General features: G+C 35.3%; 23 protein-coding genes, 1 pseudogene and 1 riboswitch. Of the genes and pseudogenes, 11 read left to right on the top strand and 13 right to left on the bottom strand.

The genetic code is table 11. From position 1 onward, the window contains the following. Nucleotides 1-175 precede the first annotated feature (175 nt). Nucleotides 176-1291, top strand: a complete 1116-nt coding sequence (locus BAU28_RS07920; protein WP_071718265.1) for a M20 peptidase aminoacylase family protein — start codon at nt 176-178, stop codon at nt 1289-1291. Nucleotides 1292-1465: 174 nt separating this feature from the next. Then, entirely contained in the window at nt 1466-2074 is a 609-nt protein-coding gene (locus BAU28_RS07915; protein WP_071718264.1) for an SAM-dependent methyltransferase, read from the top strand. A 49-nt stretch (nt 2075-2123) separates the two neighbouring features. On the opposite strand, the gene ahpF is transcribed toward BAU28_RS07915, so the two are convergent. Next, the gene (gene ahpF / locus BAU28_RS07910) at nt 2124-3650 is read right to left on the bottom strand and encodes an alkyl hydroperoxide reductase subunit F (RefSeq protein WP_071718263.1); all 1527 of its coding nucleotides are present in this window, start codon (nt 3648-3650) and stop codon (nt 2124-2126) included. 14 nt (nt 3651-3664) lie between these two features. Beyond that, the gene (gene ahpC, locus BAU28_RS07905; RefSeq protein WP_000924421.1) at nt 3665-4228 is read right to left on the bottom strand and encodes an alkyl hydroperoxide reductase subunit C; all 564 of its coding nucleotides are present in this window, start codon (nt 4226-4228) and stop codon (nt 3665-3667) included. A 422-nt stretch (nt 4229-4650) separates the two neighbouring features. Between ahpC and BAU28_RS07900 the strand changes: the two are divergent. Continuing rightward, a pseudogene (locus BAU28_RS07900) lies at nt 4651-4791 on the top strand (fuculose phosphate aldolase); the annotation flags it as partial. Nucleotides 4792-4835: 44 nt separating this feature from the next. Here the strand turns inward: BAU28_RS07900 and BAU28_RS07895 are convergent. The 3 genes from BAU28_RS07895 to BAU28_RS07885 are packed head-to-tail and all read right to left on the bottom strand — an operon-like array spanning nt 4836 to nt 7849. Then, nucleotides 4836-5843 carry a FecCD family ABC transporter permease gene (locus tag BAU28_RS07895; RefSeq protein WP_071718280.1) on the bottom strand — a complete coding sequence of 336 codons (1008 nt, stop codon included), beginning with the start codon at nt 5841-5843 and terminating at the stop codon, nt 4836-4838. Beyond that, complete coding sequence (locus tag BAU28_RS07890; protein WP_071718262.1) at nt 5843-6883, bottom strand: FecCD family ABC transporter permease; 1041 nt, start codon at nt 6881-6883, stop codon at nt 5843-5845. The genes BAU28_RS07895 and BAU28_RS07890 overlap by 1 nt, the downstream gene beginning before the upstream one ends. Nucleotides 6884-6931: 48 nt before the next feature. Next, nucleotides 6932-7849 carry an iron-hydroxamate ABC transporter substrate-binding protein gene (locus BAU28_RS07885; RefSeq protein ID WP_071718261.1) on the bottom strand — a complete coding sequence of 306 codons (918 nt, stop codon included), beginning with the start codon at nt 7847-7849 and terminating at the stop codon, nt 6932-6934. A gap of 332 nt (nt 7850-8181) precedes the next feature. Here BAU28_RS07885 and BAU28_RS07880 point away from each other — a divergent pair, with 332 nt between their 5' ends. Next, nucleotides 8182-9231, top strand: a complete 1050-nt coding sequence (locus BAU28_RS07880; RefSeq protein WP_071718260.1) for an NAD(P)/FAD-dependent oxidoreductase — start codon at nt 8182-8184, stop codon at nt 9229-9231. A 231-nt stretch (nt 9232-9462) separates the two neighbouring features. On the opposite strand, the gene BAU28_RS07875 is transcribed toward BAU28_RS07880, so the two are convergent. Then, nucleotides 9463-9831, bottom strand: a complete 369-nt coding sequence (locus BAU28_RS07875) for a hypothetical protein (RefSeq protein ID WP_071718259.1) — start codon at nt 9829-9831, stop codon at nt 9463-9465. 187 nt (nt 9832-10018) lie between these two features. Between BAU28_RS07875 and BAU28_RS07870 the strand changes: the two genes are divergently transcribed. The 3 genes from BAU28_RS07870 (at nt 10019) to BAU28_RS07860 (ending at nt 12261) form a co-directional block, all read left to right on the top strand. Further along, nucleotides 10019-10258: a helix-turn-helix domain-containing protein gene (locus BAU28_RS07870; RefSeq protein ID WP_029953170.1), complete on the top strand. Its 240-nt coding sequence runs from the start codon at nt 10019-10021 to the stop codon at nt 10256-10258. A gap of 163 nt (nt 10259-10421) precedes the next feature. Further along, nucleotides 10422-11648, top strand: coding sequence for an ATP-binding protein (locus tag BAU28_RS07865; protein ID WP_071718258.1), 1227 nt, complete (start codon nt 10422-10424; stop codon nt 11646-11648). A gap of 229 nt (nt 11649-11877) precedes the next feature. Then, complete coding sequence (locus tag BAU28_RS07860; RefSeq protein WP_025150548.1) at nt 11878-12261, top strand: hypothetical protein; 384 nt, start codon at nt 11878-11880, stop codon at nt 12259-12261. 37 nt (nt 12262-12298) lie between these two features. On the opposite strand, the gene BAU28_RS07855 is transcribed toward BAU28_RS07860, so the two are convergent. After that, on the bottom strand, nt 12299-12931 hold the full coding sequence (locus BAU28_RS07855) for a cyclase family protein (protein WP_071718257.1): 633 nt from the start codon (nt 12929-12931) through the stop codon (nt 12299-12301). A gap of 87 nt (nt 12932-13018) precedes the next feature. Further along, nucleotides 13019-13131: riboswitch (SAM riboswitch) on the bottom strand. A gap of 149 nt (nt 13132-13280) precedes the next feature. Between BAU28_RS07855 and BAU28_RS07850 the strand changes: the two genes are divergently transcribed. Further along, nucleotides 13281-14390 (top strand): PRK06851 family protein, encoded by a 1110-nt coding sequence (locus BAU28_RS07850; protein ID WP_048375523.1) that lies wholly within the window; start codon nt 13281-13283, stop codon nt 14388-14390. 113 nt (nt 14391-14503) lie between these two features. After that, nucleotides 14504-15286, top strand: a complete 783-nt coding sequence (locus BAU28_RS07845; RefSeq protein ID WP_071718256.1) for a nucleotidyltransferase domain-containing protein — start codon at nt 14504-14506, stop codon at nt 15284-15286. A gap of 2 nt (nt 15287-15288) precedes the next feature. Here BAU28_RS07845 and BAU28_RS07840 read toward each other — a convergent pair whose 3' ends face one another. Then, nucleotides 15289-16602: an MFS transporter gene (locus tag BAU28_RS07840; protein WP_071718255.1), complete on the bottom strand. Its 1314-nt coding sequence runs from the start codon at nt 16600-16602 to the stop codon at nt 15289-15291. 138 nt (nt 16603-16740) lie between these two features. Then, entirely contained in the window at nt 16741-18267 is a 1527-nt protein-coding gene (locus BAU28_RS07835; protein WP_071718254.1) for an FAD-dependent oxidoreductase, read from the bottom strand. Nucleotides 18268-18846: 579 nt separating this feature from the next. Here BAU28_RS07835 and desB point away from each other — a divergent pair. Next, nucleotides 18847-19932, top strand: coding sequence for a Delta(10) desaturase DesB (gene desB / locus BAU28_RS07830; RefSeq protein WP_025150542.1), 1086 nt, complete (start codon nt 18847-18849; stop codon nt 19930-19932). Nucleotides 19933-19985: 53 nt separating this feature from the next. Here desB and BAU28_RS07825 read toward each other — a convergent pair whose 3' ends face one another. The 3 genes from BAU28_RS07825 to BAU28_RS07815 all read right to left on the bottom strand — a co-directional run bounded on the left by BAU28_RS07825 (nt 19986) and on the right by BAU28_RS07815 (nt 22410). Then, the gene (locus tag BAU28_RS07825; protein ID WP_025150541.1) at nt 19986-20678 is read right to left on the bottom strand and encodes an amino acid ABC transporter permease; all 693 of its coding nucleotides are present in this window, start codon (nt 20676-20678) and stop codon (nt 19986-19988) included. A 93-nt stretch (nt 20679-20771) separates the two neighbouring features. Further along, the gene (locus tag BAU28_RS07820; RefSeq protein WP_071718253.1) at nt 20772-21566 is read right to left on the bottom strand and encodes an ABC transporter substrate-binding protein; all 795 of its coding nucleotides are present in this window, start codon (nt 21564-21566) and stop codon (nt 20772-20774) included. Between the two features lie 121 nt (nt 21567-21687). Then, the gene (locus BAU28_RS07815) at nt 21688-22410 is read right to left on the bottom strand and encodes an amino acid ABC transporter ATP-binding protein (protein WP_000616905.1); all 723 of its coding nucleotides are present in this window, start codon (nt 22408-22410) and stop codon (nt 21688-21690) included. A gap of 210 nt (nt 22411-22620) precedes the next feature. On the opposite strand from BAU28_RS07815, the gene BAU28_RS07810 reads away from it, so the two are divergent. Beyond that, nucleotides 22621-23913, top strand: coding sequence for a methyl-accepting chemotaxis protein (locus BAU28_RS07810; RefSeq protein WP_071718252.1), 1293 nt, complete (start codon nt 22621-22623; stop codon nt 23911-23913). Nucleotides 23914-23943: 30 nt separating this feature from the next. On the opposite strand, the gene BAU28_RS07805 is transcribed toward BAU28_RS07810, so the two are convergent. Beyond that, complete coding sequence (locus tag BAU28_RS07805; RefSeq protein WP_071718251.1) at nt 23944-25278, bottom strand: FAD-binding oxidoreductase; 1335 nt, start codon at nt 25276-25278, stop codon at nt 23944-23946. Nucleotides 25279-25414 lie beyond the last annotated feature (136 nt).

Genomic DNA, 25414 nt, shown 5'->3' with positions numbered 1-25414 from the left:
TGATGAATAATCCATAAAAAGAATTTTCTGAATTACAATCTTAATTACCTTATTATATTTCAAAAGAAATGTAGGGACAATCTCTTGACATTTGAGTGAATGTTCAATATATTCTTCAAAATGGGATTTTTTATGAATGATTAAACTGCTTCGAATTTAGGAAGGAGAATGGAAGTTGAAAACATTAGAACTACAAGAGCGTTTAACGGAAATTTTTCAGCATTTACATGAAAACCCTGAAGTGAGTTGGAAGGAATATGAAACGACAGCTTATATTACTAACTTTTTAAAAGAAGAAGGAATTTCATATAAAACATTTGACGATTGTCCAGGCATAATCGCTGAAATCGGAGGCGGTCATCCAATTATCGCGGTTCGTGCTGATATGGATGCACTCTGGCAAGAGGTGGACGGAGAGTTCAAAGCGAACCATTCGTGTGGTCACGATGCTCATATGACGATTGTGATGGGTCTTATTTTACAATTGAAAAATATGAGATGGGATAGTGGTACGGTTAGATTTATTTTTCAGCCGGCTGAAGAAAAAGGAAATGGTGCTTTAAAGATGGTAGAGAAAGGTGCTGTGGATGATGCTGATTTCCTATTTGGTGTTCATTTAAGACCGATTGAGGAATTGCCTTTGAAACAAGCGGCACCATCTATTCGTCACGGAGCAGCTGGTTTTTTAGAAGGTACGATTCATGGAGAGGATGCACATGGAGCGAGACCACATCAAGGTATAAACGCAATTGACGTTATTTCAATGATTAATATTGGATTGAAAAATATATGGTTACCACCGCAAACATCGCATTCTGTTAAGATGACGAGATGCCAAGCTGGTGGTGATAATTTAAATATCATTCCGGGAAACGGTCATTTTAGCTTAGATGTAAGGGCAGAAAATAATATATTACTAGATGAGTTGAAACAGAAGATCGAGCACGTAATTACGTCTACTGAATCAATGGGATCCAAAATTTCTTATGAGTGGATTGATCTTGCGCCAGGAGCAGAAGTATCAGAAGAAGCGGAGCGTTTTATGCGTAAAGGTATTCTTGAAGTGTATGGGGAAGAGGGATGTACGGGACCGCTGTATACGACAGGAAGCGATGACTTTCATTACTATACAGTGAAAAGACCGCATTTAAAAGCAGTTATGCTAGGACTAGGGGCAAATCTACAACCGGGATTACACCATCCGTATATGAAGTTTGATCATTCTTGTATAATGGATGGGGTAGAAATATTGAAGCAAACTGTATTGAAAGTATTAGAAAACAGGGGCTAGAGAGCTCCTGTTTTTTTGTAGTAATTTGTCGGTAAGTCGATATTCTTTGTTGAAACGTCGATATATTTGAAGTTATATTCGATATATTTTCACGCACCAAATAATTTGATGAAAAATGAGCATTTAGTACATGGTGTATAATAATAAGTACCATTTTTTAATAGGAGAAGACGAATGAACGAACAATATTACGATGCTGTACTACATATAAAAACTGTCGGAGAGCAAAAAGGTTTTAATAAATCTTTACATTACCACCGTTATGAACCGACACCATATAGTGGATTAGAGGAACTGTTGAATCAATACGAGATTAAAAGTTGCGATCGAATTGTAGACTTTGGATGTGGAAAAGGAAGATTGAATTTTTACATGCATCATAAGTGCGGTGCTTCAGCTGTAGGAATTGAAATGAATGAAGAATTTTATAAAGAAGCGATGGAGAACCTTGAGCGTTATGCAAAGAAGGTAAGAAACAGTAAAGATAAAATCCAATTTGAATGTTGTTTAGCACAAGAATATGAGATTGATCCGCGTGATAACCGATTTTACTTCTTTAATCCGTTTTCAGTACAAGTGTTTATGAACGTAGTGAATAACATTTTGCTTTCGGTAGAAGAAACGGAGAGAGAAGTGGATATTATTTTATATTATCCTTCTGAAGATTATATTTTCTTCTTAGAGAACCAGACTGCGTTTGAGCTGAAGAGGGAAGTAAGGTTGCAGGGTGCTTATGAGAAGAATGGGAATGAGAGATTTTTAGTTTATACATTAGGATTATAAAAAAAGCAGGTGCCAAGGCACCTGCTTTTTAAAAATCACGTCTCTATAATTAGTTACGGATTAAGTAATCAAATGCACCTAAAGCTGCATTCGCTCCTGAACCCATAGAGATGATAATTTGTTTGTATGGATTATTTGTACAGTCACCTGCAGCAAACACTCCTGGTACATTTGTAGCACCGTGCTTATCTGTTACGATTTCACCGCGAGCGCGTTCAACAGTGTCACCTAACCAGTCTGTGTTTGGCACAAGACCGATTTGAACGAATACACCTTGTAATTCAACATGGTGAACTTCTTCAGTTTCACGATCGATGTAAGAAATACCGTTTACTTTGTCAGTACCAGTAATTTCTTTCGTTTGAACGTTTTTCAGAACAGTTACGTTAGGTAGGCTGTTAAGACGCTCTTGTAATACAGCATCAGCTTTTAATTCTGGCATGAATTCAAGAACAGTTACATGCTTAACAATACCTGCTAAGTCGATAGCTGCTTCAATACCAGAGTTACCTCCACCAATAACCGCTACATCTTTTCCGATGAATAATGGACCGTCACAGTGTGGGCAGTATGCTACACCTTTGTTTTTGAACTCAGCTTCACCTGGTACGCCAACGTTACGCCAGCGAGCACCTGTTGAAACGATTACGCTCTTACTTTTCAGAATAGCGCCGTTTTCAAGTTCCACTTCAATAAGTTCTTTTTTCTCTAAACGTTTCGCACGTTGTAGATTCATTACATCGATGTCGTATTCTTTTACGTGCTCTTCAAGGCTTGCTACTAGCTTAGGACCTTCAGTGCGTTTTACGCTGATGAAGTTCTCAATACCCATAGTATCCATTACTTGACCACCGAAGCGCTCAGCAACGATACCAGTGCGGATGCCTTTACGTGCTGCATAAATTGCTGCACTTGCACCAGCTGGGCCGCCACCAACAACAAGAACATCGTACGGATCTTTATCAGAAAGCTCTGATGCATCTGGACCGTTACCCATTTTAGCTAGAATTTCTTCAAGTGTCATACGACCACTTCCGAAAGATTCACTATTTAGATAAACAGTTGGTACTGCCATAATGTCTTTACTTTCGACTTCCTCTTTGAATGCAGCGCCGTCAATCATAGTATGTGTAATACCAGAGTTTAGAACGCTCATTACGTTAAGAGCTTGTACAACATCAGGACAGTTGTGACAACTTAGGCTGATATAAGATTCAAAATGATATTCGCCTTGAATGTTTTTTATTTGATCAATTAATTTTTGTTCAACTTTTGGAGCGCGTCCACTCACTTGTAGTAAAGCTAACACTAATGAAGTAAATTCGTGTCCTAATGGAATACCAGCGAATACCACACCAGTGTCTTCACCAGGGCGATTTACGCTAAAGCTTGGTGTTCTCTCTAGTTCAACTTTTTCTACTGTAATCTTAGATGACATAGTAGCTAATTCATCTACTAGAGATAACATATCTTTAGATACGTTATCGTCTCCTGCGCTAACTTTAAGTAAAATATCGTTCTCCATTAACTGAAGGTATTGGGATAGTTGTGTTTTTATATCTGCATCTAGTATCATTTTGATCGAACTCCTTAGATTTTGCCTACAAGGTCAAGGCTTGGTTTAAGTGTTGCAGAACCCTCTTGCCATTTAGCTGGGCAAACTTCACCTGGGTTGTTACGTACGTATTGAGCTGCTTTAATTTTGTTAACAAGAATGCTTGCGTCACGGCCGATACCGTCAGCGTTGATTTCCATAGATTGGATAACGCCGTCTGGATCGATGATGAATGTACCACGAGCAGCAAGACCTTCTTCTTCCATTAAAACGTTGAAGTTGCTAGTGATTGTGCGAGTTGGGTCACCAATCATAATGTATTCGATTTTGCCGATAGTTTCTGAGCTATCATGCCATGCTTTATGTGTGAAATGAGTGTCTGTAGATACAGAGTATACTTCAACGCCTAGTTCTTTAAGTGTTGCATATTGGTTTTGTAAGTCTTCAAGTTCAGTTGGACAAACGAATGTGAAGTCTGCAGGGTAGAAACAAACTACGCTCCATTTTCCTTTTAAACTTTCATCAGTAACTTGGATAAATTCTCCATTATGGTAAGCATTAGCTTTAAACGGTTTTACTTCTGTGCCGATTAATAACATATTAAAATTCCTCCTAAATGTTGGTTTTGAGCATCGGAAATTAGTTTGCTCATAAAATATATTTTTTAATTAACTATAATAATTCTAATTCAATATTAATTATCATATAGAAGTGGTTATTTTGTCAAGGAGAATGTAGCACTTTATTGTAATTTTAATTAATATTTATTCTCAATTAAGATTATGAAGTAGTTTAGCAGTGATAGAGTAGAAAATTTAGTTTTAAATGAGTGAATATAGTCATAGGTGAAAGGGTGTTTTAATTTAAGATTGAAATATAAAGATGATAATTAAATTTATTCGTGGAAAGAGTTCTTAGTAGATTTTGTATTTGAAAAGTAACTTCTTATTTTATTGTACAAAGAATTTTGCAATAAATAAAACAAAATGTATCGGAATCTTTTTGAACAATTTTTGTCATCATGGCATTTACTGTTGCAGAAGAAATCGAGTTTTGAGCTCAAATTTATTATCAAACGAAAAGTGTCGGGGAACCGAAGTTATTGCCAGAAGACGAGATGGAAAATTTGGCGAAGAAGTTTGAAGGGGATGGGCAGCAGTAGAATGAAATGAAAACCCCTCAAAGAAAAAATCTTGAGGGGGTTTTTTACGCTTTCTTCAACAACAAATACATAAAGTAAGGTGCACCAATTAAAGCAACGACAATACCTGCTGGAATACCGCTAGGTTCGACAATATTTCGTCCAATTGTGTCCGCTAGTAGCAATAACCATCCGCCGATTAAAACGGCGATAGGGATGAATATTTGATGTCTTGGGCCTACTAAAGATTTGGCGATGTGAGGAGCCATAAGTCCGATAAAGCTAATTCCTCCTGTTACGGAAACGGCTGCGGCAGCAAGCGCAACGGCTGCAATTAATAAGTATCTTCGTTCTTTTTCAATTTCGATACCGACTCCAATTGCTATTGGTTCGTTTAATGCAAGGATGTTTAATCGGTTGGCTTTATAGAAGACAAATGGAATTAATACGATTAGCCATGGAAGCATTGCTAAAACAAATGTCCAGTCATCTCCCCAAATGTTTCCGGCAATCCATTTTGAAATAAAGTCTACTTTCATACGATCTGCTGATGAGATTAGTACAATCATTGTTCCAGATAGTGCAAAGGCAAAACCGATACCTGTTAATGTTAATCGTATTGGCTGAAGTCCTTCTGTTTTACTGTATGAAAATACGTAAATGAGACAAGCTGTCAGAAAAGCACCGATAAATCCAACGACTGGTAGTAGATAAAGAAATGAACCTACATCTATCGGGAAGTATAAGAAGAAAACTGCAACTGCAACACCAGCACCAGAGTTGATTCCAAGAATACCGGGTTCAGCTAAATCGTTTCGAGTAATACCTTGTAATATAGCACCTGATAAAGCGAGTGCCATACCAGCTAATAATGTAATGACGATTCTAGGTAGTCTTAAAGAATATAAAACGAATTCCTCTTTAAATGTACCTTGTCCCATAAGTGTTGGGATTAATCTGTCATAGGAGAGAGAGGCAGAGCCGAGTCCCATTCCGATCACAATTGTTGTGATAGTAAGTATAAGTAATGCAAGTATGATAAGACGTTGTTTCTTTATAATAGATTGTTGCATCATGAGAACGTTCTTCCCCCTTTACGAACAATAAATAGGAAGACTGGTAATCCTACAATAGCGACAATTGCAGCAACTGGTGTTTCGTACGGAGCGTTAATTGTACGCCCAATTGTATCTGCGAGTAGCATAAAGGAAGCACCAGCGATTGCTGACATCGGTATGACAAAACGGTAGTCTGGCCCAACGATTGGACGAACCATATGAGGTATCATTAAGCCGATAAATGCCATATTCCCGACAAGCGCTACAGAAGCACCAGCAAGCAAGATAATAATGATAAATAAAATCGTTTTAATGACGATAATTTTTTGACCGAGTCCAATGGCAACTTCTTCACTGAAACTAAGGACTGTCAATTTCTTTGCAAGTAAAATAGCGATAAAGATACTTATCGAAATAACCGGAATAATAATTTTTAATTGGCTCCAAGTCGTTCCAATTACGCCCCCAGCCGTCCAAAGTGATACATCTTGTGAAATTTTAAAGTAAATGCCAATACCTTCTGAAATGGCGATTAGGAATGCTGAAACAGCAGCACCAGCTAATACAATTCGAAGGGGAGAAAGTCCGCCCTTTTTCACCATGCCAATTCCAAATACCATAATAGCGCCAATTGCAGCACCGATAAAGCAAGCTAGCGTTAAGTAAAGATAGCTAATGGAAGGATTGAAAGCGAGTGTGAGTGCAAGCGCAGCATTTGCACCGCCAGTTAGGCCAAGTAATCCAGGATCAGCAAGAGGATTTCGCGTTAAGCCTTGCATAATTGCACCAGAAACAGCAAGTCCAGCTCCTACAAAAATAGCAGCAACTTCACGTGGTAAACGTATTTCACGAAGAATAGATAACTTGTCGCCTTTAGCAGAGGAGGTGAGTGCTAACCATACATCTTTTATAGAAGTATCTGCAGCACCGAATACCATTGCTGCCATAAAAATAAGAAAGAATGCAATAACGCTCAAAATTAATTTGTATGTAAAAGCGGTGGAACGTAGATTGTCTTGCTCTTTTGTCATCAATTTCACATCTTTTCTTTTCATAGAATAAAGGAAGAGGAATTCTTAATTTAAGAATTCCTCATTGTTGTATTATTGACCAAGAAAGCTTTTCTTGAAGAAATCTAATTGGAAGTCTAATGTAAGTGGATCATTAAAGTAGAATTCCATCATGTTTGCTTCAAATACACGATTATTTTTTACTGCTGGAATGTTTTTGTATGATTCTGTCTCTTGGAATGAGTTATCAGTATCTTTGTTTTTACTTACGATTAAGTAATCACCAGCAAACTCAGGTAATACCTCAGTAGATAATGCGTAGTAACCTTCTTTTGATGCCTTTTCTTTTACTTTTTCAGGCATTTTTAATTTCATTTCTTGGTAAAGAATTTCTGTTCCACGGCCCCAGTTATCGCCATATACATAAAGCTGTTTGTTGAAGTTTTCAACAACAGAAACTGTTGCATCTTCACCGATCTTCGTTTTAATTTCTTTTCCAGCCGTTTGTGCGCGTTTCTTGAAATCATCAACCCAAGTTTTTGCTTCTTTTTCTTTGTTTAATAACTTACCGATTTCTAAATGTTGTGTTAAGTAATCAACTTTTCCATATGTAAATGTTACAGTAGGAGCGATTTTCTTTAACTTATCGACATTTTTAATATTTGATAAACCAATGATTAAGTCTGGATTTAATTCCGCGATCTTTTCAACATTCTCATCTGATACTTCAGCGACGTTTTTAAGTTTGCTATCAAAGCGAGGATTTTGTTTAGACCATGAATCTACCCCAACAAGATTTACACCTAATGACATTACGTTACCAGCGAATGATGATAGGACAACGACACGTTGTGGATTTGCTGGAACTTCCACTTTACCATTTTCAGATTGGTATGTAATTGTCTCTGACTTCTTACCTTGTGCGTCGTTTTTCTTGTCTGTTGAACCGTTGCTACAAGCACTCATAACAAGGACGAACAGAACTGTTAGTGAAATGAATAATTTTTTCATCGTCTTGCTCCTTTTGATAGCTGATATGTAATACATAATAATTTGTTTAACTTTGATTTTTTGAAAAGCTGGTGGTAATACAAAATTCTTATTAACAATCTTGAATTTGAGATTTCACTATAGAGTGTTCATCATAATTAATGAAAGAAGATGCAATCTACAACTTGCTAATAATTAACAAAATGATAATGATTATCACTATCGATTCTTTAAATAATATAATTGTATATAGATGTATTGTCAATAGTAATTTGGATTGTAAAATTCATAAAAACAAGTTATATTTTATTGAGAATGATAATCAATGATTAGTAGCTGAGGAGTGAGCATGAATGAATCAAGAAGAATTGTTTGATGTAACCGTGATAGGCGGTGGACCTGCGGGGCTTTATTCAGCTTTTTATAGTGGACTAAGAGAGATGAAAACGAAAATAATAGAATTTCAACCACAGTTAGGTGGTAAAATACATGTTTATCCAGAAAAAATGATTTGGGATATTGGCGGATTGTTACCAGTTACTGGTGAGAAATTAATTGAGCAACTTATACAACAAGGATTAACATTCCAACCAGAAGTTATATTAAATACAAAAATAGAATCGATTATTCGTAATCAGGATGGCATTTTTACGTTAAAAACAAGTACTGGAGAAGAACATTTTTCAAAAACAGTGATCGTCGCAACTGGAAGTGGTATATTGAATCCACAAAAGTTATCAATTGAAGGTGCTGAGAGATTTGAAGTCTCAAATTTAAATTATACAGTTAAATCTTTAAAGCGTTTCAAAGATAAAACGGTAATTATTTCAGGTGGGGGGAACTCTGCAATTGATTGGGCGAATGAATTAGAACCAATCGCAAAAAAGGTTTATTTAACATATAGAAAAGAATCATTATCTGGCCATGAAGCACAAGTAAAACAACTTATGAACAGTTCAGCAGAATGTTTCTTTAATACAGCAATTACAAAATTAATTGCTAGCGATAGTCATGAGGCGATTGAGTATGTAGAATTAACGAATCATGAAACTGGAGAGGTTTCTCATGTATCTGTTGATGAAGTTATTATTAATCATGGATATGAACGTGACATTACATTATTAGAAAATAGTGAGCTAGATGTTGCAATTGTGGATAATTATTTTATTGCAGGGAATGCAAATAGTGAGTCCTCGGTAGATGGATTATATGCTGCTGGAGATATTCTAAAGCATGAAGGGAAATTACATTTAATAGCAGGAGCATTCCAAGATGCTGGAAATGCTGTGAATAAAGCGAAACAATTTATTCAACCAGATGCAAGTGAGTACGGAATGGTTTCTTCGCATAATGAAGTATTTAAGAAGAGAAATCGAGAATTGATTAAGCAGATGATGAAATAAGAAAGGAACCAAGTATACCCCATTTACATCTCTATTTCTATGAATGAGAGGTGTAAATGGGGGTTTTCCTGTTTACTATATTTTCATTCATTATCATGACACCGGTTTCATTAGTTCATGTCATATGAATGTATTTCTCCAAAAAGGGAATACAAAGACTTGAACGTTTTATTTGTAAATCTTTCTTGAAAACAATGAATCTATGCTTGATTTGTGTTGGTCAACATCAAATTATGCTGTTCCTTTTGCTTGTTCGTTTGGAAATGGCATATTCTGTATGGAAGAAATGTATTGTTTTCCATGTTTTCGAGCTAACGATTCCAATATTTGACGAACGCGTTTTGTAAGATGACCTTGTTTTTTTATAGCCTCACAATATGCATCATAGAAAGCGTATTTAGCCCAAAGGAAATCATCTTGTTGGAATAAGAAATGATTTTTGTACCATTCACCAATCGTATGGTAACAATTGCTTTCATGTGCTGCTGCACTTTGAGAAAGAATGCGATCGGATAAAGACTTAGATAGATGAGAAATTGTGTTTTCTGTTTCAACTCGTAATGTTTTTTCTAACATTGTAATGATGTGTCGAGTAGCCATATGTTAACTCTCCTTTGTGTAAATGGGTAATACCATTCTATATTTAAAAAAATACTTACTATATTATTATACAATATATGGAATGCATCTACCTGCTTTTTAATTTGCATTTACAAAATCTTTTTTATTTGTTTACAAAAATAAAGTAAAGTAAGGTACAGTATATATATGAAAAAACAATAAAGGAATGAACACATTGTATATAACGATAGAAGAGGCCGCGGAGTATTTGAATTTACCAAAATCGTATGTTGAAGATTTAATTCAGCAAAAGAAAATTCGTGCGTTGTTCGATGGAGAGCAATATTTATTAAATAAAGAACAATTTAATACACATTTAGAACAAATGGAGAAATATAAACAGTTAGTGGAAGAAATATTAAACGAGCCAATTCCGGAAGATATGGATGTTAAAGACGAAGATTAAATTTATGAAAAGATCCCGTATTAAGATATACAGAAATGTATCTTAATACGGGATCTTTTCGTATTAGAAGGTTACATATTGCTCTGAAAGCAATTTCATAATTATAATTTAAAGGGATAAAATTTGAAATATTTTTGGGGTATTGATCAAGAGGAGTTTTTATATGAACAAATTCAAAAGCTTGGTTTATGAAGAAAGAGAAGCTTTAAAAGTATTTTTATTATTATTCTATATTATATTCTTTTTATATGACGTTATCTATTATTTTGTTTATCCTGCTATGGATATTAATGAGGCAACGATAGGTTGGCCAGAAGGTGGTATGGGGATAGGTGTATATATATTAGTAATATCTTTATTTCCTATTTCAATATATCTTCAAAAACAAGGGTATGTTTATTTTGTAAAATATTTATTTTTAATTGGGTACATGCTTACTGATCTTATTAATAACCTAATGATTTGTCTACACAGTGATCGTGTTTTTGAAAGCGGAAATATGGTTGAAATACTGTTAATTTTATTTGCACCGATTTTTGTGAATAGAAAATATTTTTATGTAGTTTCCTTTAGTGTAATTGGAAAATATGTATTTTTTACGTTGGTATTACAAGATATAAAAGTTGTGATTCCGCTTGTTTTATGTGTATTCTTTTTTATTATTTCACATTCTTTGTTAAAACGATTTCAGTCTTATGTAAGAACAGTTGTTGAGATGATGAATATTATGAAAGAGACCGAAAATTTAGCTGTAATTGGGACTATGTCTACAACAATTGCTCATGAAATTCGAAATCCATTAACAGCTCTAAAAGGATTTACACAAATCCAAAAAGAAAGAAACCCTGCTGATGTGATGAGCTATGAGATTATGCTACAAGAAATTGAGAGGATTAACGGGTTTGTTAGTGAATTGATGTTATTGGGAAAACCGAAACCGATTAATTATGAATGGTGTAATATACGAGAAATCCTTTTATATGTTGTACAGTTAATGGAAAGTTATGCGGCTCAATATAAAGTGAAATTCCACTTGCAAGTAGATGGAAATTTACCTGCTATAAATGGCGATGATAAGCAATTAAAACAAGTGTTGTTAAACATTATCAAGAATGGAATAGAATCGATGCCAGAAGGTGGAGACATTCATATTCGTGCATTCAAAAAAGCTGGAGATAATTTGTGTATTTCTGTCGAAGATCAAGGTTTTGGTATAGAGAATGAGAAGATAGAGAAAATCGGAAAGGCATTTTATACAACAAAGGAGAATGGTACAGGTCTTGGGTTAATGATTACATATAAAATTATTGAAGAACATCAAGGTAGTATCGCAATTCAAAGTAGTATGGGCGTAGGAACGAAAGTGAAAATTTATTTACCAACAGCGTAGTGCATTAGAAGAAAAATTTTTTCAGAAAAGTGCTCTTGTTGTGTAAATATAAACATTTTATAAAATGTTTCAAGAAGGGTTTTTTTTATAAAACACTTCGTTTATAATGGAGGAAAATATCGACATGAAGCTTTGAGCTCGTGTAACGGTTCGGTAGTGTTATGAAAAGAAAAGAAGGGGTGCACGCGCATCCTTTTTTCTATGCAGATATGATGAAAGGGGTGGTATGATGGAATTAACATTAAATTCGGCTGTATGTTTACACACGATTCAATTTCGAAAAGAGCAAAAGAATTATATTGTAAAAGATACGATTACAGGAGAAAAATATGAAATGCCGCCACTTTGGATTGATGCACTAGCAATGATGCGTGATGGTTTTTTATTGGGAGAAATTGAGGAGAAATTAAAAGAAGAGTATCCGGCAGAAGAAGTAGACATGTTAGCATTCACGAGGCAAATGTTAGAGCTAGAACTTGTCGGAATGGTAGATGGAGAAGAGATAGCTTGTACAAAGAAGAAAGATAAAGATTATTTAGCTTGGGTACGCCCACGGGTGGAACAATTCTTTCTTAATTTAAATAAAAAATATAGAAGCAAAGGTCAAAAGTGATCTTTGCTTTTTTTGTTGTCCTTAAGTAGTTCTTATTTTAAAAAATAACGGCAAATGCTCTGGCAAAAGCACCATCACTATTTTTAATTTTTAAAGGTGCTGCTGAGAAAAAGAAGCGCTTCGTTTTAATGGAATCTAGATTTGTTAAGTTTTCAATTAAATAAATGTTATTCCCTAGTAATATGTGATGAATAGGTGATGTTTCTGTAGTTACTTCATCAGGAGAAATAAAATCTAAACCGACAGATTTTATTTTTAATTTAACTAGTTCTTCAGCTAATTCTTCGGAAAGATAAAATGCTTCTTTCGCATAAGATTCCGTGTTCCATTTATTAGATAGATTGGAATGGAAAATAACAATATCTCCTTCCTTTATATCGGTAGTATTGAGTACGTCCTTAGGCAACTTTCGTTCTTGAACATGAGTTACATCGATAAGAACAGCTTCGCCTACAAATTGATCAAGGGGTAATCGATCAATTGTTGTTGCGCCAGAAATAAAATGCGCAGGAGCATCGCAATGCGTGCCGACATGAACGACAGAATGAAAATCTGTAACTTGATATCCTGTCTCTTCAACACTTGTAATTGCTTCTAGTTGGATTTTTGGTGTTCCAGGAAATTGAGACATATTGTTTTCAAACGTTTGTGATAGGTCAATTACTTTCATCCTAAATACCTCCAATATATGTTTTTAAAATAATAAAAAGCTCATCTTCCATAATCAAGAAAGATGAGCTTTACATACAGTAGTTAAGTTTTATCTTCCAAAATGCAAAGCATTTTGCAGGAATTAGCACCTATTCAGTTTTTATAAACTGAGGTTGCTGGGCTTCAAAGGGCCGGTCCCTCTGCCTCTCTTGATAAAGGTATATTCAGTTTTAATATTCGGAATTTTTTGTTTGTTTAATTGTAATTCATTTCCTTTTTTAGTGCAATACAAAATAGGTATTCACCCAAATAAAGTATCTCGCATATTGTAGCTTATGTAAGTAGAATGCTGCGAAGGGGTGGGTGCAGTGACAGGGAATGTATTGAACTATTTTGCTGGTGGAAATACAGCTAGAGGATTTTATAGCTTGTATGAAGAGAGTTTAAAAGGGCTAGATAGGTTGTTTATTTTAAAAGGTGGTCCAGGAACAGGGAAGTCTTCTTTAATAAAAGCAATTGGGCGTGAATGGGCTGAAAAAGGATATAATATTGAATTTTTACATTGTTCTTCTGACAATAAGTCAGTTGACGGTGTAATTATTCCGAAGTTAAATGTAGGAATTGTCGATGGGACATCGCCACACGTTATTGAGCCGAAAATGCCTGGAGTTGTAGAAGAGTATATAAATTTAGGGGTTGCTTGGGATTCAAATAAATTAAGAAAGCAGAAATTAGAGATTGAACGATTCGTTTCAGAAGCAAGTAAAGCCTTTCAAGCAGCTTATGGATGTTTTAAAGAAGCGTTAGTTATACATGATGAGTGGGAGAAAATATATATTAATAATATTGATTTTAATAAAGCAAACGAATTAACAGATCAGCTTATACAGAAACTATTTGCAGATAAAAGTGGAGATAAATCGATCGTGAAACACCGTTTTTTAGGGGCTGCTACACCGAAGGGAGCGGTTGATTTCGTTCCTAATTTAACAGAAGGACTGCCGCATCGCTATTTTATAAAAGGTCGCCCAGGTTCCGGGAAATCAACGATGCTTAAAAAATTAGCCAAGGCAGCAGAAGAAAAAGGTTTTGAAGTAGAAGTGTATCATTGTGGATTTGATCCAAATAGTCTCGATATGATTATTGTAAGGGAACTAGGATTTGCAATTTTTGATAGCACAGCACCGCATGAATATTTTCCAAGTCGTGAAGGTGATGAAATTATTGATATGTATGATCTCATTGTTACACCAGGGACAGATGAGAAGTATGCTACGGAAATTCGCGACGTTTCAATTCAGTATAAAACAAAAATGAGTGAGGCGATGTCTTTCTTAGCAAAGGCAAAATCAGTTCGTGATAAATTAGAGCGAATTTATATTGCTGCTATGGATTTTTCAAAGGTCGATGCGTATAAAGAAGAAATTCAAAAAGAGATTGAACGAATTGCAGTTGCTGTAATTGAAAAGAAAAAATAAGTATTTTGTTAGGCTGTCGGGAATTTTCTGACAGCTATTTTAGTATGTAGTAAAATTAGAAGTATATTTGTCGAATTTCCAGGGAAATGATCAAAAAATAGGGAGGGTATGAAATGAAAGGGAAAATTGAATTAGAATTAGAAAGAATTGAAAAAGAGAATGATGTGAAAATTTTATTTGCTGTAGAATCAGGGAGCAGGGCGTGGGGATTTCCGTCGAAAGATAGTGATTATGATGTTAGGTTTGTCTATATACGTCCTGTAGATTGGTATTTATCAATTCATGATAAACGTGATGTAATTGAATATCCAATTAGCGATGATTTAGACATAAGTGGCTGGGATATTAAAAAGGCATTGCAACTATTTGCAAAGTCAAATCCAGCGTTACTTGAATGGATTCGATCACCGATTTTTTATTTGAAAAACTCCAATCTTCCAGAACAACTTCAGCAAATGAGTGAAAAGGATTTTGATCCGAAATCAACAATATATCATTACTTACATATGGCTTCAAAAAACTATCGTGAATTTTTACAAGGTGAAAATGTAAAGTTGAAAAAGTACTTTTACGTATTACGTCCTATTTTAGCCTGTAAATGGTTAGAAGAGAAAGGGACATTGCCCCCAGTAGAATTTGACCGGTTAATTACGGAACTATCAGTAGAGCCTATTGTATTGAATGAAATTGAAAAGTTGCTAATAAAGAAAAAAGCGGGTACTGAATTGGATATTGGTCTAAAAATTAATGTGTTAAATCAATTTTTAGAAGAGCAAATTGATTATTATCAGCAATACGTGAAAGGGATTGAAAAGGGACTAGGCATTGATATTGAAAGCTTAAATACATTATTTCGAAATATGTTGTTTGAAGTATACAAAAAAGAGCATAAGTAAGTTTATGCTCTTTTTTGGTTTGTAGGAATAAAGAAAACAGAGATAGATGCGATAAGACCTGCAAATGAGAATAAGTAAAAATTCCATGCCAAGTCATACTGCATTGTCATAATAATACCGACAAGAACCGGACCGGCGATTGCGCCAATTCGTCCAAGACCAAGTCCCCAGCCTAAAGAGGTAGCTCGGATATGCGATGGGAAGTATTGTGTTACATACGCATTTAATATTTGAGTAATACCGACTGATCCAATTCCAGCAAGACCAATTAAAAGATAAATGATTGTAATGGATGGTTTAATTGTTAATAGTCCGATACATATGGCCGCCATAAGATAGGAGATGCTGATAACAATTTTGGCTCCTATACGATCCGCGATTGCCCCAGCAATTAATGCACCGATAGCTGCAGTAATGTTTAGCATAAGTAGAAATGATAAACTAGATCCCAGTGGATATCCTGCTTGGCGCATCATCTGTGGTAACCAAGTGTTTAAACCGTATATTAAAAACATTCCCATTATATAAGTGGTCCAGAAAAGTAGAGTTGCTTTCATGTATTCTTTTGAGAATAATGTAAGGAATCCGTTTTTCTTTTGTATATTAGTTGATGTTTGAGGAATTTCTTTTCTTACATGTAATTCAATTTGAAAACGATCACGAATTTGTTTCGCTTCTTCTTGCCGATTACGTGACAGTAAAAATTGAATGGACTCAGGTAAATAACGAACAATGAAGGGAATGAGAAGTAGCGGAATCATTCCGATGCCAAACATAATTCTCCATCCGAAATCTTCTAACATAAACATGGACAAAATGGCGCCTAGTACGATACCTAAGGGATAGCCGGTAAACATAATTGCATAAATAAAAGATTGTCGCTTTTGGGGTGAATACTCAACAGTAAGTGCCGAAGCTGTTGGGATAACGCCACCTAATCCAATTCCTCCGATAAATCGAGATAGCCCGAATAATTCCGGAGAAGGAGCAATTGCAGCTAAGCCCATTGTAATAGAAAAAAGGGCTAGACAGCATACGAGTGTCCATTTTCGTCCAATTAGGTCCGTAATGGTTCCAACTAGAATAGCACCAATAAACATCCCAAATAAAGCATAGCTGGCAATTGTTCCAGCGTGAGCTGGTGATAGTGCCCAGCTATTGTCCTCTAGGAGCTTTGGTAGGACGGCACCGTAAATACCTAAATCATATCCGTCAGCTAGAATGGCTAGCCAACAAATAAAAACAACAAGTTTTGTAATAGAGCTTGAAAAGGTAGTTTTTGTAGATTCTAGATGAGGTGGAGCAGAAGGTTGCATAGTATTCACCTCTTTTTTGTAAATTAATATATTATTTTGTTGAATATTAATATTTTCCTTCTTATGTCGAAAATTATCTGAAAAATCTTCATAAAAATAAAGAAGCTCAACGAAATTTCCGTTGAACTTCTTTATTTTTTACTCGTTATCAACTCGTTTCAATGGCTGATCTGCTGGACCTTCGATAACGTCCCCATCAATTGAAAAGCGAGATCCGTGGCAAGGACAATCCCAAGTGCAATCACCGTTGTTCCATTCAACTTCACAGCCGAGGTGCGTACAAGTTGTATCAACAATATGTAATTCTCCTTCTTTGTCTTTATAGGCACCTGCGCGTTTACCGTTGACACGTACAACAGATCCTTCACCAACTTCAAGATCTTCTGGTTTACGTAAAGCAATTTCAACTTTTCCTTCAATTAAATGTTTAGCAACATCAATGTTCTGTGTAAGGAATGACTTTATGTCCGGATTCGAGTGGAAGCGTGATGGTACAAAAAGTTCTTTATAAGGGTTGTGAATTTTTGTAATTGAATCTTTTAGTAAATGAGCTGCTGCAGTTCCAGTAGTCATACCCCATTTACGATATCCTGTTGCAACAAATATATTTGGATTACTTTCATTAATATGTCCGATATAAGGGAGTTTATCTAAAGTAATTAAGTCCTGTGCAGACCATCTATAAGGAACTTCATCTACTCCAAAAGTAGCTTCAGCAAAGGAATATAGTGCTTCATAATGAAGCATCGTATTAATTCCTTGCCCTGTTTTATGGCTTTCTCCACCGATTAAAATTAGTTGTTCACCATTGTCTGTTATATAGCGTAAGGAGCGTTTTGGATCATCAATACTTAAATACATCCCTCCTGGATAATCTGTTTTCGCTTTTATAGCAAGAGCATAGGAACGTTCTGCATACATTCGCGTAAAGAAAAAGCTATTGGCATCATAAAAAGGGAAATGTGAGCAAGAGACGACATATCCACAAGTGATGCGGTGACCACTCTTTGTAATTACTTGTGGATAAACCCCTTTTTCAATATCTAACGCTGTTGTTTGTTCATAAACTGTTCCACCCATTTCCACAAACTTTTCTAAAAGTGTTTTTAAATAAAGGAGAGGATGGAATTGCGCTTGATTCTTCATTACAAGTGCTGATTGTACTGGAATAGGTAGGGGTAGGGATTGAACATAGTCACAAGGAATATTTAATTTTTGATAGGCTTCATATTCTTTCGTTAAATTTCGTAATCCATTATCAGTAGTTGTGTATAAATAGGAATCTTCATTTGTGAAATTACAGTCAATTTTATATGCTTGCACAGTCTCGCTTATAAATTGTAGAGCTTTATTATTTGATTCGTAGTAAAGCCGAGCTTTTTCAACACCAAAATGATTTATTAATTCGTCATAAATAAGATCATGTTGTGCTGTTACTTTTGCAGTTGTATGTCCAGTTGTTCCATTTAAAATAGAGCCAGAATCAATTAAAACAACTTTCAATCCTTCTTTAGCGAGTAAATAGGCAGTGGTAATACCTGTAATACCAGCACCGATGACAGCAACATCTGTCTTTATATTTTCGGATAAATGAGGAAAAGTAGGAAACTGAGTGGATTTAATCCAATAGGATGATGGCAATTGTGGAAATGTGTCATCTGTCATTACGAAAACCTCCTGATTTAGAACAATTTTCCTTTTAATATCTCCATATTATATGGAATTCATGTGTGCTATTTTTGAAGGATTTTAATTTTAATGAACGAAAGATATAATTATTCTAAAATAATTATTTTTAGGGATTAGTATGAAGAGGTATGCTTTATATAAAACTAAATTCAAGTGATCGGATTTGTTAATACGTAGAGAGTTCTTGAGTGAGATAGAGTTTGTAGCTTTTAAGTATATTTATATATATAACGGATAAATCCTTATAAAACCTATACTTTCTCTTTATTGAAATAAGGTATAATTATAAAAATATAACCAACCTTTATTACTAGGTCATAAAAGTTGTTGACAATATAGAAAGTCTATTGTTATGATTCATCATGTGGAAAGGTTGATAGAGAGTAAAAAGAGAAATGTTTTTCATTGATAATAAAAGCGAAAAATAAGTGACGATAGAGTGAGTATATTTTCCTTATGATAAATGCTTTTTGGATCGCCTAGTAAAATCAATCTGGAAGCAAGAATTGATATATGCAAGTTGCGCAGGGCGCGGCATAAGAAAGGGGCAAAAGGATGAAGGAGCTTCATACGTTTGGGTGGTATGCAGCGCGTGTATCACCACATTTGCCAAAAAAAGCATTTAAACCAGTTCCTACTCGTTTATTTGGTGGACTGGCTTATTTACTTGTGGCATTGGCGGGGTTAATAACGATTGGTGTATTTGAATTGAATGTGTGGGCAAATCTAGGAATTGCAATTGTTCTTGGACTATGTTTTGCTTCACTTGGATTTTTAGGACATGAAATTTTACATGGAACGGTTGTAAGAAAGGCATGGCTTCGTGATTTTTTAGGTGCGATTGCATTTATGCCATTATCAACTGGTCCAAAACTTTGGAGAAAGTGGCATAATGCAACGCATCATGTTCACACACAGCATGAAGAGAATGATCCAGATGCATGGCCGACACTTGAGAAACTTAAAAAGAGTAAATTTTTGAGCTGGGTATATCACATGCCTCTTCATGTTCGTTCATTCTTTAGTTTTCTGTCACTAACAATTCAATTTACATTGCATTCGACTCGAATGTTCTTTCATTTTATTAAGGAATTTAAGTCATCCAATCAAAAATCTGTATGGCTTCAACTTCTTTTGCCTTGGACGGTTTGGATTAGTCTATTGTTTATTATGGGACCTGCAAAGTGGTTATTTGCATACGTGATTCCGTTGTTAATTGCTAACTTTATTGTAATGGCATATATCGCAACAAATCATCGCTTAAATCCAATTGTTCCAGTAAATGATCCATTAGCAAACTGTTTATCAGTAACAGTGCCGCGCTGGGTAGACGTTTTACATTTCAATTTCTCATATCATACAGAACATCATCTGTTTCCTGCTATGAGCTCTAAATACTATCCGTTAGTAAAAGAGAAAATTAAAGAAATGTGGCCGGAACGTTATCACGAAATGCCAATGACAAAAGCATTGGCAGCGCTTTGGAATACACCACGTGTGTACTATCAAGGAAGTGAGTTAATTGATCCTCATAAAGAACATTTCTACGGTTCTTTAGGAAATGGACTAGACCCTCATAATATTTCATATCGTGAGGAACATATAGAGGAAAAAGAGGCTATTAAAAAGGTAAATCAATAAAATTAGATATATTTTAAAGTGAAAAAGCAAGCTCTCTTGGAGCTTGCTTTTTATTATAAAGAAACTTCTTTCTTGTTCTTTGTATTGACGTGGACAGAGTTATTTTCTTTTCGTTGTAGTCGTTTTTCTAGAAGACTAACAAGATAAGTAAATAGAAGAACAAGTGCGAGATAGTATACACCAACAATGATATATGTATCTAATTGTTGGAAGTTACCTGCGGCAATCGATAAACCTGATCCCCATAATTCGGACATCCCTACGTAAGCAACAAGGGAAGAATCTTTCAATCCAATAATAAATTGATTCCCTAGAGGAGGAAGAGATAGGCGAAATGCTTGCGGTAAGATAATACGGCGCATCGCTAAAGGATAAGGCATGCCTAAAGAGCGAGCAGCTTCCAATTGTCCCCGGTCAACGGATTGAATTGATCCGCGGAAAATTTCTGTAATATACGCACCGTTATGAATTGCTAAAGCAATTGCTCCTGCCCAAAAAGGGGTAAAAACAACAACAGATGTAATCCCAAAATAGAGAATTGCGATTTGAACAATTAAAGGTGTACCACGAATAATGGCGATGTATACATGAGCAATACTATTTAAAACCTTATTGTTAGAGATTCGAAAGAAGGCGAATAGTAATCCAATTAGTGAACCTAGTAATAGGGATGTTAATGTTAATTGTAATGTGACAATAGTAGCCTTTAAGAGTGTAGGATAGGTAGAAATAAAAATTTCAAACATATGTGTCACCTCATATTGTATGGATTTTAGTAGGGAATGAAATGCCCCACATGAAAAGTGGGGCATGATTTATGGAATCATTGAATAGCTAACTTACTTCGCTTTTGCCTCTTCCCCAAGAATATTACGGCCAAACCATTTTTTACTGATCTTTTCATACGTACCATCTTTAATGATTTCATCTAAAGCTTTATTTACTTTCTCAACCATTTCTTTATCATCCTTGCGAATAGCAATTCCCATTTCATCAAGATTTAATGGCTTTCCAGCTTCTTTTATATTAGATTTTCCTTCTTTTATCATACGTAAACCAACCATCTGGTCAGTGATTACTGCGTCAACACGCCCAGGCTCTAAGTCCATAAGAGCGGTAATGTCACTATCGTATTCTGTAATTTGATCTGTATATTTTGTGACAAGATTTTTAAAGGTACTAGCTTTTACAACACCAATTTTCTTACCTTTTAAGTCTTCTGGAGAAGAGATAGATGTATTTTTTTTAGATACAAAAATTTGGGCACCAGAGCGATAATAAGGGTTTGAGAAATTGACAGCTTTTAATCGTTCTTCTGTGATTGCCATACTTCCTAATATCACATCATATTTTTTTGATTGTAGGCCTTGAATCAATGTTTCCCAAGGATTTGTAACAGGAGCAGGTTTCATTCCCATCTTTTTTGCGAGAGCTTCACCTATTTCTACATCAAAACCGACAAGTTTCCCGTCATTTTCTTTATAGTTAAAAGGCTTGTATAAGCCACTCATCGCGTAACGAAATTCCTTTTCACCGTTTGATGAAGTAGTAGAACTTTCCTTACTACAGGCTCCTAGTATGAAGGATGTACATAATGTAATACTCGCAACAATGGTTAATAATTTCTTCTTCATAAAACCCCTCCTATATATTGATCATACGGATGGTTTTAAGTATGTTATCGAGATATTTTATTTGGACAATTAGTTGTGCGCCGTATGAATGTATTTCTTTACGCTTGAAATAGAAGTAACATTATAAAACGTTACGTAAAAATTGCTTTGCCCGTTCATGTGATGGAGCTGAAAAGAATTGCGCTGGAGGAGCATCCTCTACAATTTTCCCATCATCCATAAAGATGACGCGATCAGCTACATCTCTTGCAAAATTCATTTCATGAGTAACAATAACCATGGTCATTCCTTCTTCAGCAAGCTCTTTCATAACTTGCAATACTTCTCCAACAAGTTCAGGGTCTAAGGCTGAGGTAGGTTCATCAAATAGCATAATTTTAGGATTCATAGCAAGAGCTCTTGCTATCGCAATGCGCTGTTTTTGGCCACCTGAAAGTAGGTGGGGCGTTACGTCAGCCTTATCCTGTAGGCCGACTTTTTGTAGGAGTTGATTCCCAATCTCCTTTGCATTTGCTGTCTCCAATTTTTTAACGTGAATAGGTGCTTCTATGATGTTTTCTAGTGAGGTCATATGAGGAAAGAGGTTAAAGTGCTGAAAAACCATACCGACATTTTCACGGACTTTGTTTAAATTTGAATGCTTTGGATCAATTCGTTCACCCTGAAGGTGAATTTCACCTTCATCGTACATTTCTAAAAAGTTAAGACAGCGAAGTAATGTACTTTTTCCGGAACCACTGGCACCAATTAAAACAACAACTTCTTTTTCTTTTACTTCTAAATCAATTCCTTTTAAAACATCAAGTGAGCCAAATGATTTTACTAGATTTTGAACTTGAATCATACAAAACCTCCAGTCAAAAATATATTTTACAAATGTTGCCCCTTATTTCTGTTATTAGTCATAAATTGTCAGAATCCTTTATTTTTTTCGGTGGATTTGATATTCAAGGAAATAATGATTTTTAAAATCTCTATATCTTTCTATAACGAAAATATGGATAATAATATATAGGTAGTACTTATATTGCTTATAAGAAGGGGGAAAGAAGAGATGGAAAAAGAAAGGAAAACATTTTCCTTTGGCTTGCGTATACAGCTTATGCTATTTACTACAGTTTTAGCTTTAATTACATATTCAACAAGTTTATTTTTTATTTACGTTATATATGATTATTTTCAAAGTTATGTAAGTCAAACTGTTTATAATATTATCGTTATGTTATTAGGTGTAGTATGGTCTGGAATTTTAGCATATGTGGCAGCAATATTCTTAATTAAACCACTTCGGAAGTTAGAGGAAGCTGCAAGGAAAGCGGCTGATGGTGATATTCGTGAAGATGTCCCATTGCCAAATACAGATGATGAGATTAAATCTTTAAGTGTTGCATTTAATATGATGCTAGGAAACTTAAGGGGCATGGTAAAAAATATTGATACTACATTTTCGTATACAAATAATCAAGTTCAGCAAATTAGAAAACAAACAGGCGAAGCGACTAAGCAAGCACAAGGTGTGTCTGAAACCCTTGCAGAGATTTCTTCTGGTGCTGAGCAATCCGCAGCATCGATTCAGGCGATTGTTTCTACTGTTGATACAACGACTTCTATTGCGAGTGAAGTAGAAGAAAAGGCGAAGCACTCTGATCAATTGTCCTCAGAAATGGTTCAAGCTTTAGGGCAAAGTACTCGTGTCTTTACTTCTTTAATTCAAGGTATTCAAACATTGGCGAAAGAAAATGAAGATTCGATGCAAAATGTACAGAAATTAGAAGAAAGAATGAAACAAGTGGAACAAATAGTTTCTGTTGTAAGTGAGATTGCTAGCCAAACAAATTTATTAGCATTAAACGCTTCTATTGAGGCGGCTCGTGCAGGAGAACATGGAAAAGGCTTTGCAGTTGTAGCAGAAGAAGTACGCAAACTTGCTGATGAAAGTGATCATTCTGCCAGAAACATATCGCAATTATTACGGAATATGCAGGAAGAAGTGCAACAAGTCGCCATGAAAATGACCGAGCAAGTGAAAACAGCTAAGGAAGAGGCGAAACGCGGAGAAGCTACAGAATTAATTTTAAAAGAAATGTCATCAAGTATTATGGAAGTCGCCGATGCAACCAAGCAAATTAGTAGTTATATGAATGAACAAGTGAGTCATATTCATCAAACGGGAGCACAAACAAAGGCTGTAGCAGCAATTGCTGAGGAAACGTCAGCTGGGTCGCAAGAAGTGGCACGTGTGACACTACAACAGTCTAAAAATATGGTAGTAATTGATCAATTATTAAAAGATTTAGAGAAGCAAGCAGCTGATTTGAAACGAACAATTGAACGGTTTTCAATGTAAAAAGGAAGAACAGCATTCTGTTCTTCCTTTTTATATATGAAAAGGGGGAATGCTTTGTTGAAAGTGAAAAACGTTGCAAGGGTCATAAAAGGTTTTCACTTTACGCAATCTTTGAAAGTTAGAGCCATAATAACTAGTTTGCCAATTCTTAATGTCGATATCGGGCCAATTGACATAGTCGCCTAGTGTATAAGGATCTAAACTTTCTCGTAAGTCTTTAACCCAGCGTATATTTTGATTTTCTTCATCGTCGCATTTCCAAGAAGTAATATATTCTTGAGCAATGATTGCCTTGCGATGGAAATAAGCGGTTTCATTAGGAGAAATATTTTCTACAGCACCTACGAGTGATTGATGCCAAATACTCGCATCTTTATTTGGTGCATGAGAAAGAAAATATTGCATGGTTTGAATGCCTTTAAGAGGGATAGGTTTATATACGTAGGAACCAGAGCGTTTAAAGTTTTCAGGAATATTACCGCTGTTAAAGAATTGAACAGCCTTTATATATGGGACTTCATCTATAAATAGAGAAGGATTACCAGTTTCAAGAAGAGGAGATAATAAGGAATGGAGTTCAGAGGGAGAGCCAACAAACTCACCTTGTGCTTCGATTTTATTTCGTTGCTTTGCGAATAATTCAATTGATGAAGTGAGACGTTCGTCTATATAAGGCGCCCAGTTTTGCCAAGCTTGAAAGGCAGCAATAAAGTCTTGCCATTCCCATGTAATTGAGAAGATTGATACATTTTTTATAGGATGTACTCGAAAAGTTAAGGATGTAACAATTCCGAAGTTTCCACCACCACCACCACAGCATGCCCAAAATAAGTTAGAGTTTTCTTGCTCGTTTGCACGAATGAGTTTTGCGCCAAATTTTCCGCACGCTTGTACCATTTCAACTTCTACTAATTGATCACATGTTAATCCAAATAAACGTGAAAGCATACCGATGCCACCGCCAAGTGTTAATCCAACAATTCCAACGCTTGCACTTGTACCAGCTGGTATTGTAACACCATAATTCCAAAGCTCTTTATAAACAGTGCCAAGATTTGCACCAGCTTCAATTGTTGCTGTTAATTTATCTGTATTAACAGTAATGCGATGCATTTCACTCACATCAATAATAAGTCCGCCATTTAAAAGAGAGAAATTTTCATAACTATGCCGTCCGCTTCTTAAGCGAAACGGTATATGACGTTCACGTGCCCATTTTAAGGCGTTACACACATCATTTTTATTTTGACAAAAAACAATAATACAAGGGAGTTTTGGAATGCTTAAATTTAAATTTATTCGCGCTATGTCATATTCGGGATCTGAGGGAACAACGATATGACCAGTTAATTTTGTTTGTTTCAATTTATATCTCCTTTCTAAAATAAAATGAGCTTGTATTAGTATATGAAGAGCGTGTTTAACGTGCGTGGACAAGAGAGGGGTAAGGATGAAATAAATAAAGCGTAAGAATAAGGAATCTACATAGAGTTTCATGAAA

Origin of the sequence: Bacillus paramycoides (assembly GCF_001884235.1) — a bacterium.
In the GTDB taxonomy this organism is placed as follows: domain Bacteria; phylum Bacillota; class Bacilli; order Bacillales; family Bacillaceae_G; genus Bacillus_A; species Bacillus_A paramycoides.
Note: the sequence above shows the minus strand (reverse complement) of the source record. Positions and strands in the feature narration are given on the sequence as shown.

Coding starts and splice junctions, on each gene's coding strand:
- desB (WP_025150542.1), top strand. CDS start 18,847: ATGAAGGAGCTTCATACGTTTGGGTGGTATGCAGCGCGTGTATCACCA.
- BAU28_RS07835 (WP_071718254.1), bottom strand. CDS start 18,267: ATGACAGATGACACATTTCCACAATTGCCATCATCCTATTGGATTAAA.
- BAU28_RS07915 (WP_071718264.1), top strand. CDS start 1,466: ATGAACGAACAATATTACGATGCTGTACTACATATAAAAACTGTCGGA.
- BAU28_RS07815 (WP_000616905.1), bottom strand. CDS start 22,410: ATGATTCAAGTTCAAAATCTAGTAAAATCATTTGGCTCACTTGATGTT.
- BAU28_RS07845 (WP_071718256.1), top strand. CDS start 14,504: ATGAAAGGGAAAATTGAATTAGAATTAGAAAGAATTGAAAAAGAGAAT.
- ahpF (WP_071718263.1), bottom strand. CDS start 3,650: ATGATACTAGATGCAGATATAAAAACACAACTATCCCAATACCTTCAG.
- BAU28_RS07890 (WP_071718262.1), bottom strand. CDS start 6,883: ATGAAAAGAAAAGATGTGAAATTGATGACAAAAGAGCAAGACAATCTA.
- BAU28_RS07825 (WP_025150541.1), bottom strand. CDS start 20,678: ATGTTTGAAATTTTTATTTCTACCTATCCTACACTCTTAAAGGCTACT.
- BAU28_RS07865 (WP_071718258.1), top strand. CDS start 10,422: ATGAACAAATTCAAAAGCTTGGTTTATGAAGAAAGAGAAGCTTTAAAA.
- BAU28_RS07820 (WP_071718253.1), bottom strand. CDS start 21,566: ATGAAGAAGAAATTATTAACCATTGTTGCGAGTATTACATTATGTACA.
- BAU28_RS07870 (WP_029953170.1), top strand. CDS start 10,019: ATGAACACATTGTATATAACGATAGAAGAGGCCGCGGAGTATTTGAAT.
- BAU28_RS07895 (WP_071718280.1), bottom strand. CDS start 5,843: ATGCAACAATCTATTATAAAGAAACAACGTCTTATCATACTTGCATTA.
- BAU28_RS07840 (WP_071718255.1), bottom strand. CDS start 16,602: ATGCAACCTTCTGCTCCACCTCATCTAGAATCTACAAAAACTACCTTT.
- BAU28_RS07860 (WP_025150548.1), top strand. CDS start 11,878: ATGGAATTAACATTAAATTCGGCTGTATGTTTACACACGATTCAATTT.
- ahpC (WP_000924421.1), bottom strand. CDS start 4,228: ATGTTATTAATCGGCACAGAAGTAAAACCGTTTAAAGCTAATGCTTAC.
- BAU28_RS07875 (WP_071718259.1), bottom strand. CDS start 9,831: ATGGCTACTCGACACATCATTACAATGTTAGAAAAAACATTACGAGTT.
- BAU28_RS07810 (WP_071718252.1), top strand. CDS start 22,621: ATGGAAAAAGAAAGGAAAACATTTTCCTTTGGCTTGCGTATACAGCTT.
- BAU28_RS07855 (WP_071718257.1), bottom strand. CDS start 12,931: ATGAAAGTAATTGACCTATCACAAACGTTTGAAAACAATATGTCTCAA.
- BAU28_RS07880 (WP_071718260.1), top strand. CDS start 8,182: ATGAATCAAGAAGAATTGTTTGATGTAACCGTGATAGGCGGTGGACCT.
- BAU28_RS07885 (WP_071718261.1), bottom strand. CDS start 7,849: ATGAAAAAATTATTCATTTCACTAACAGTTCTGTTCGTCCTTGTTATG.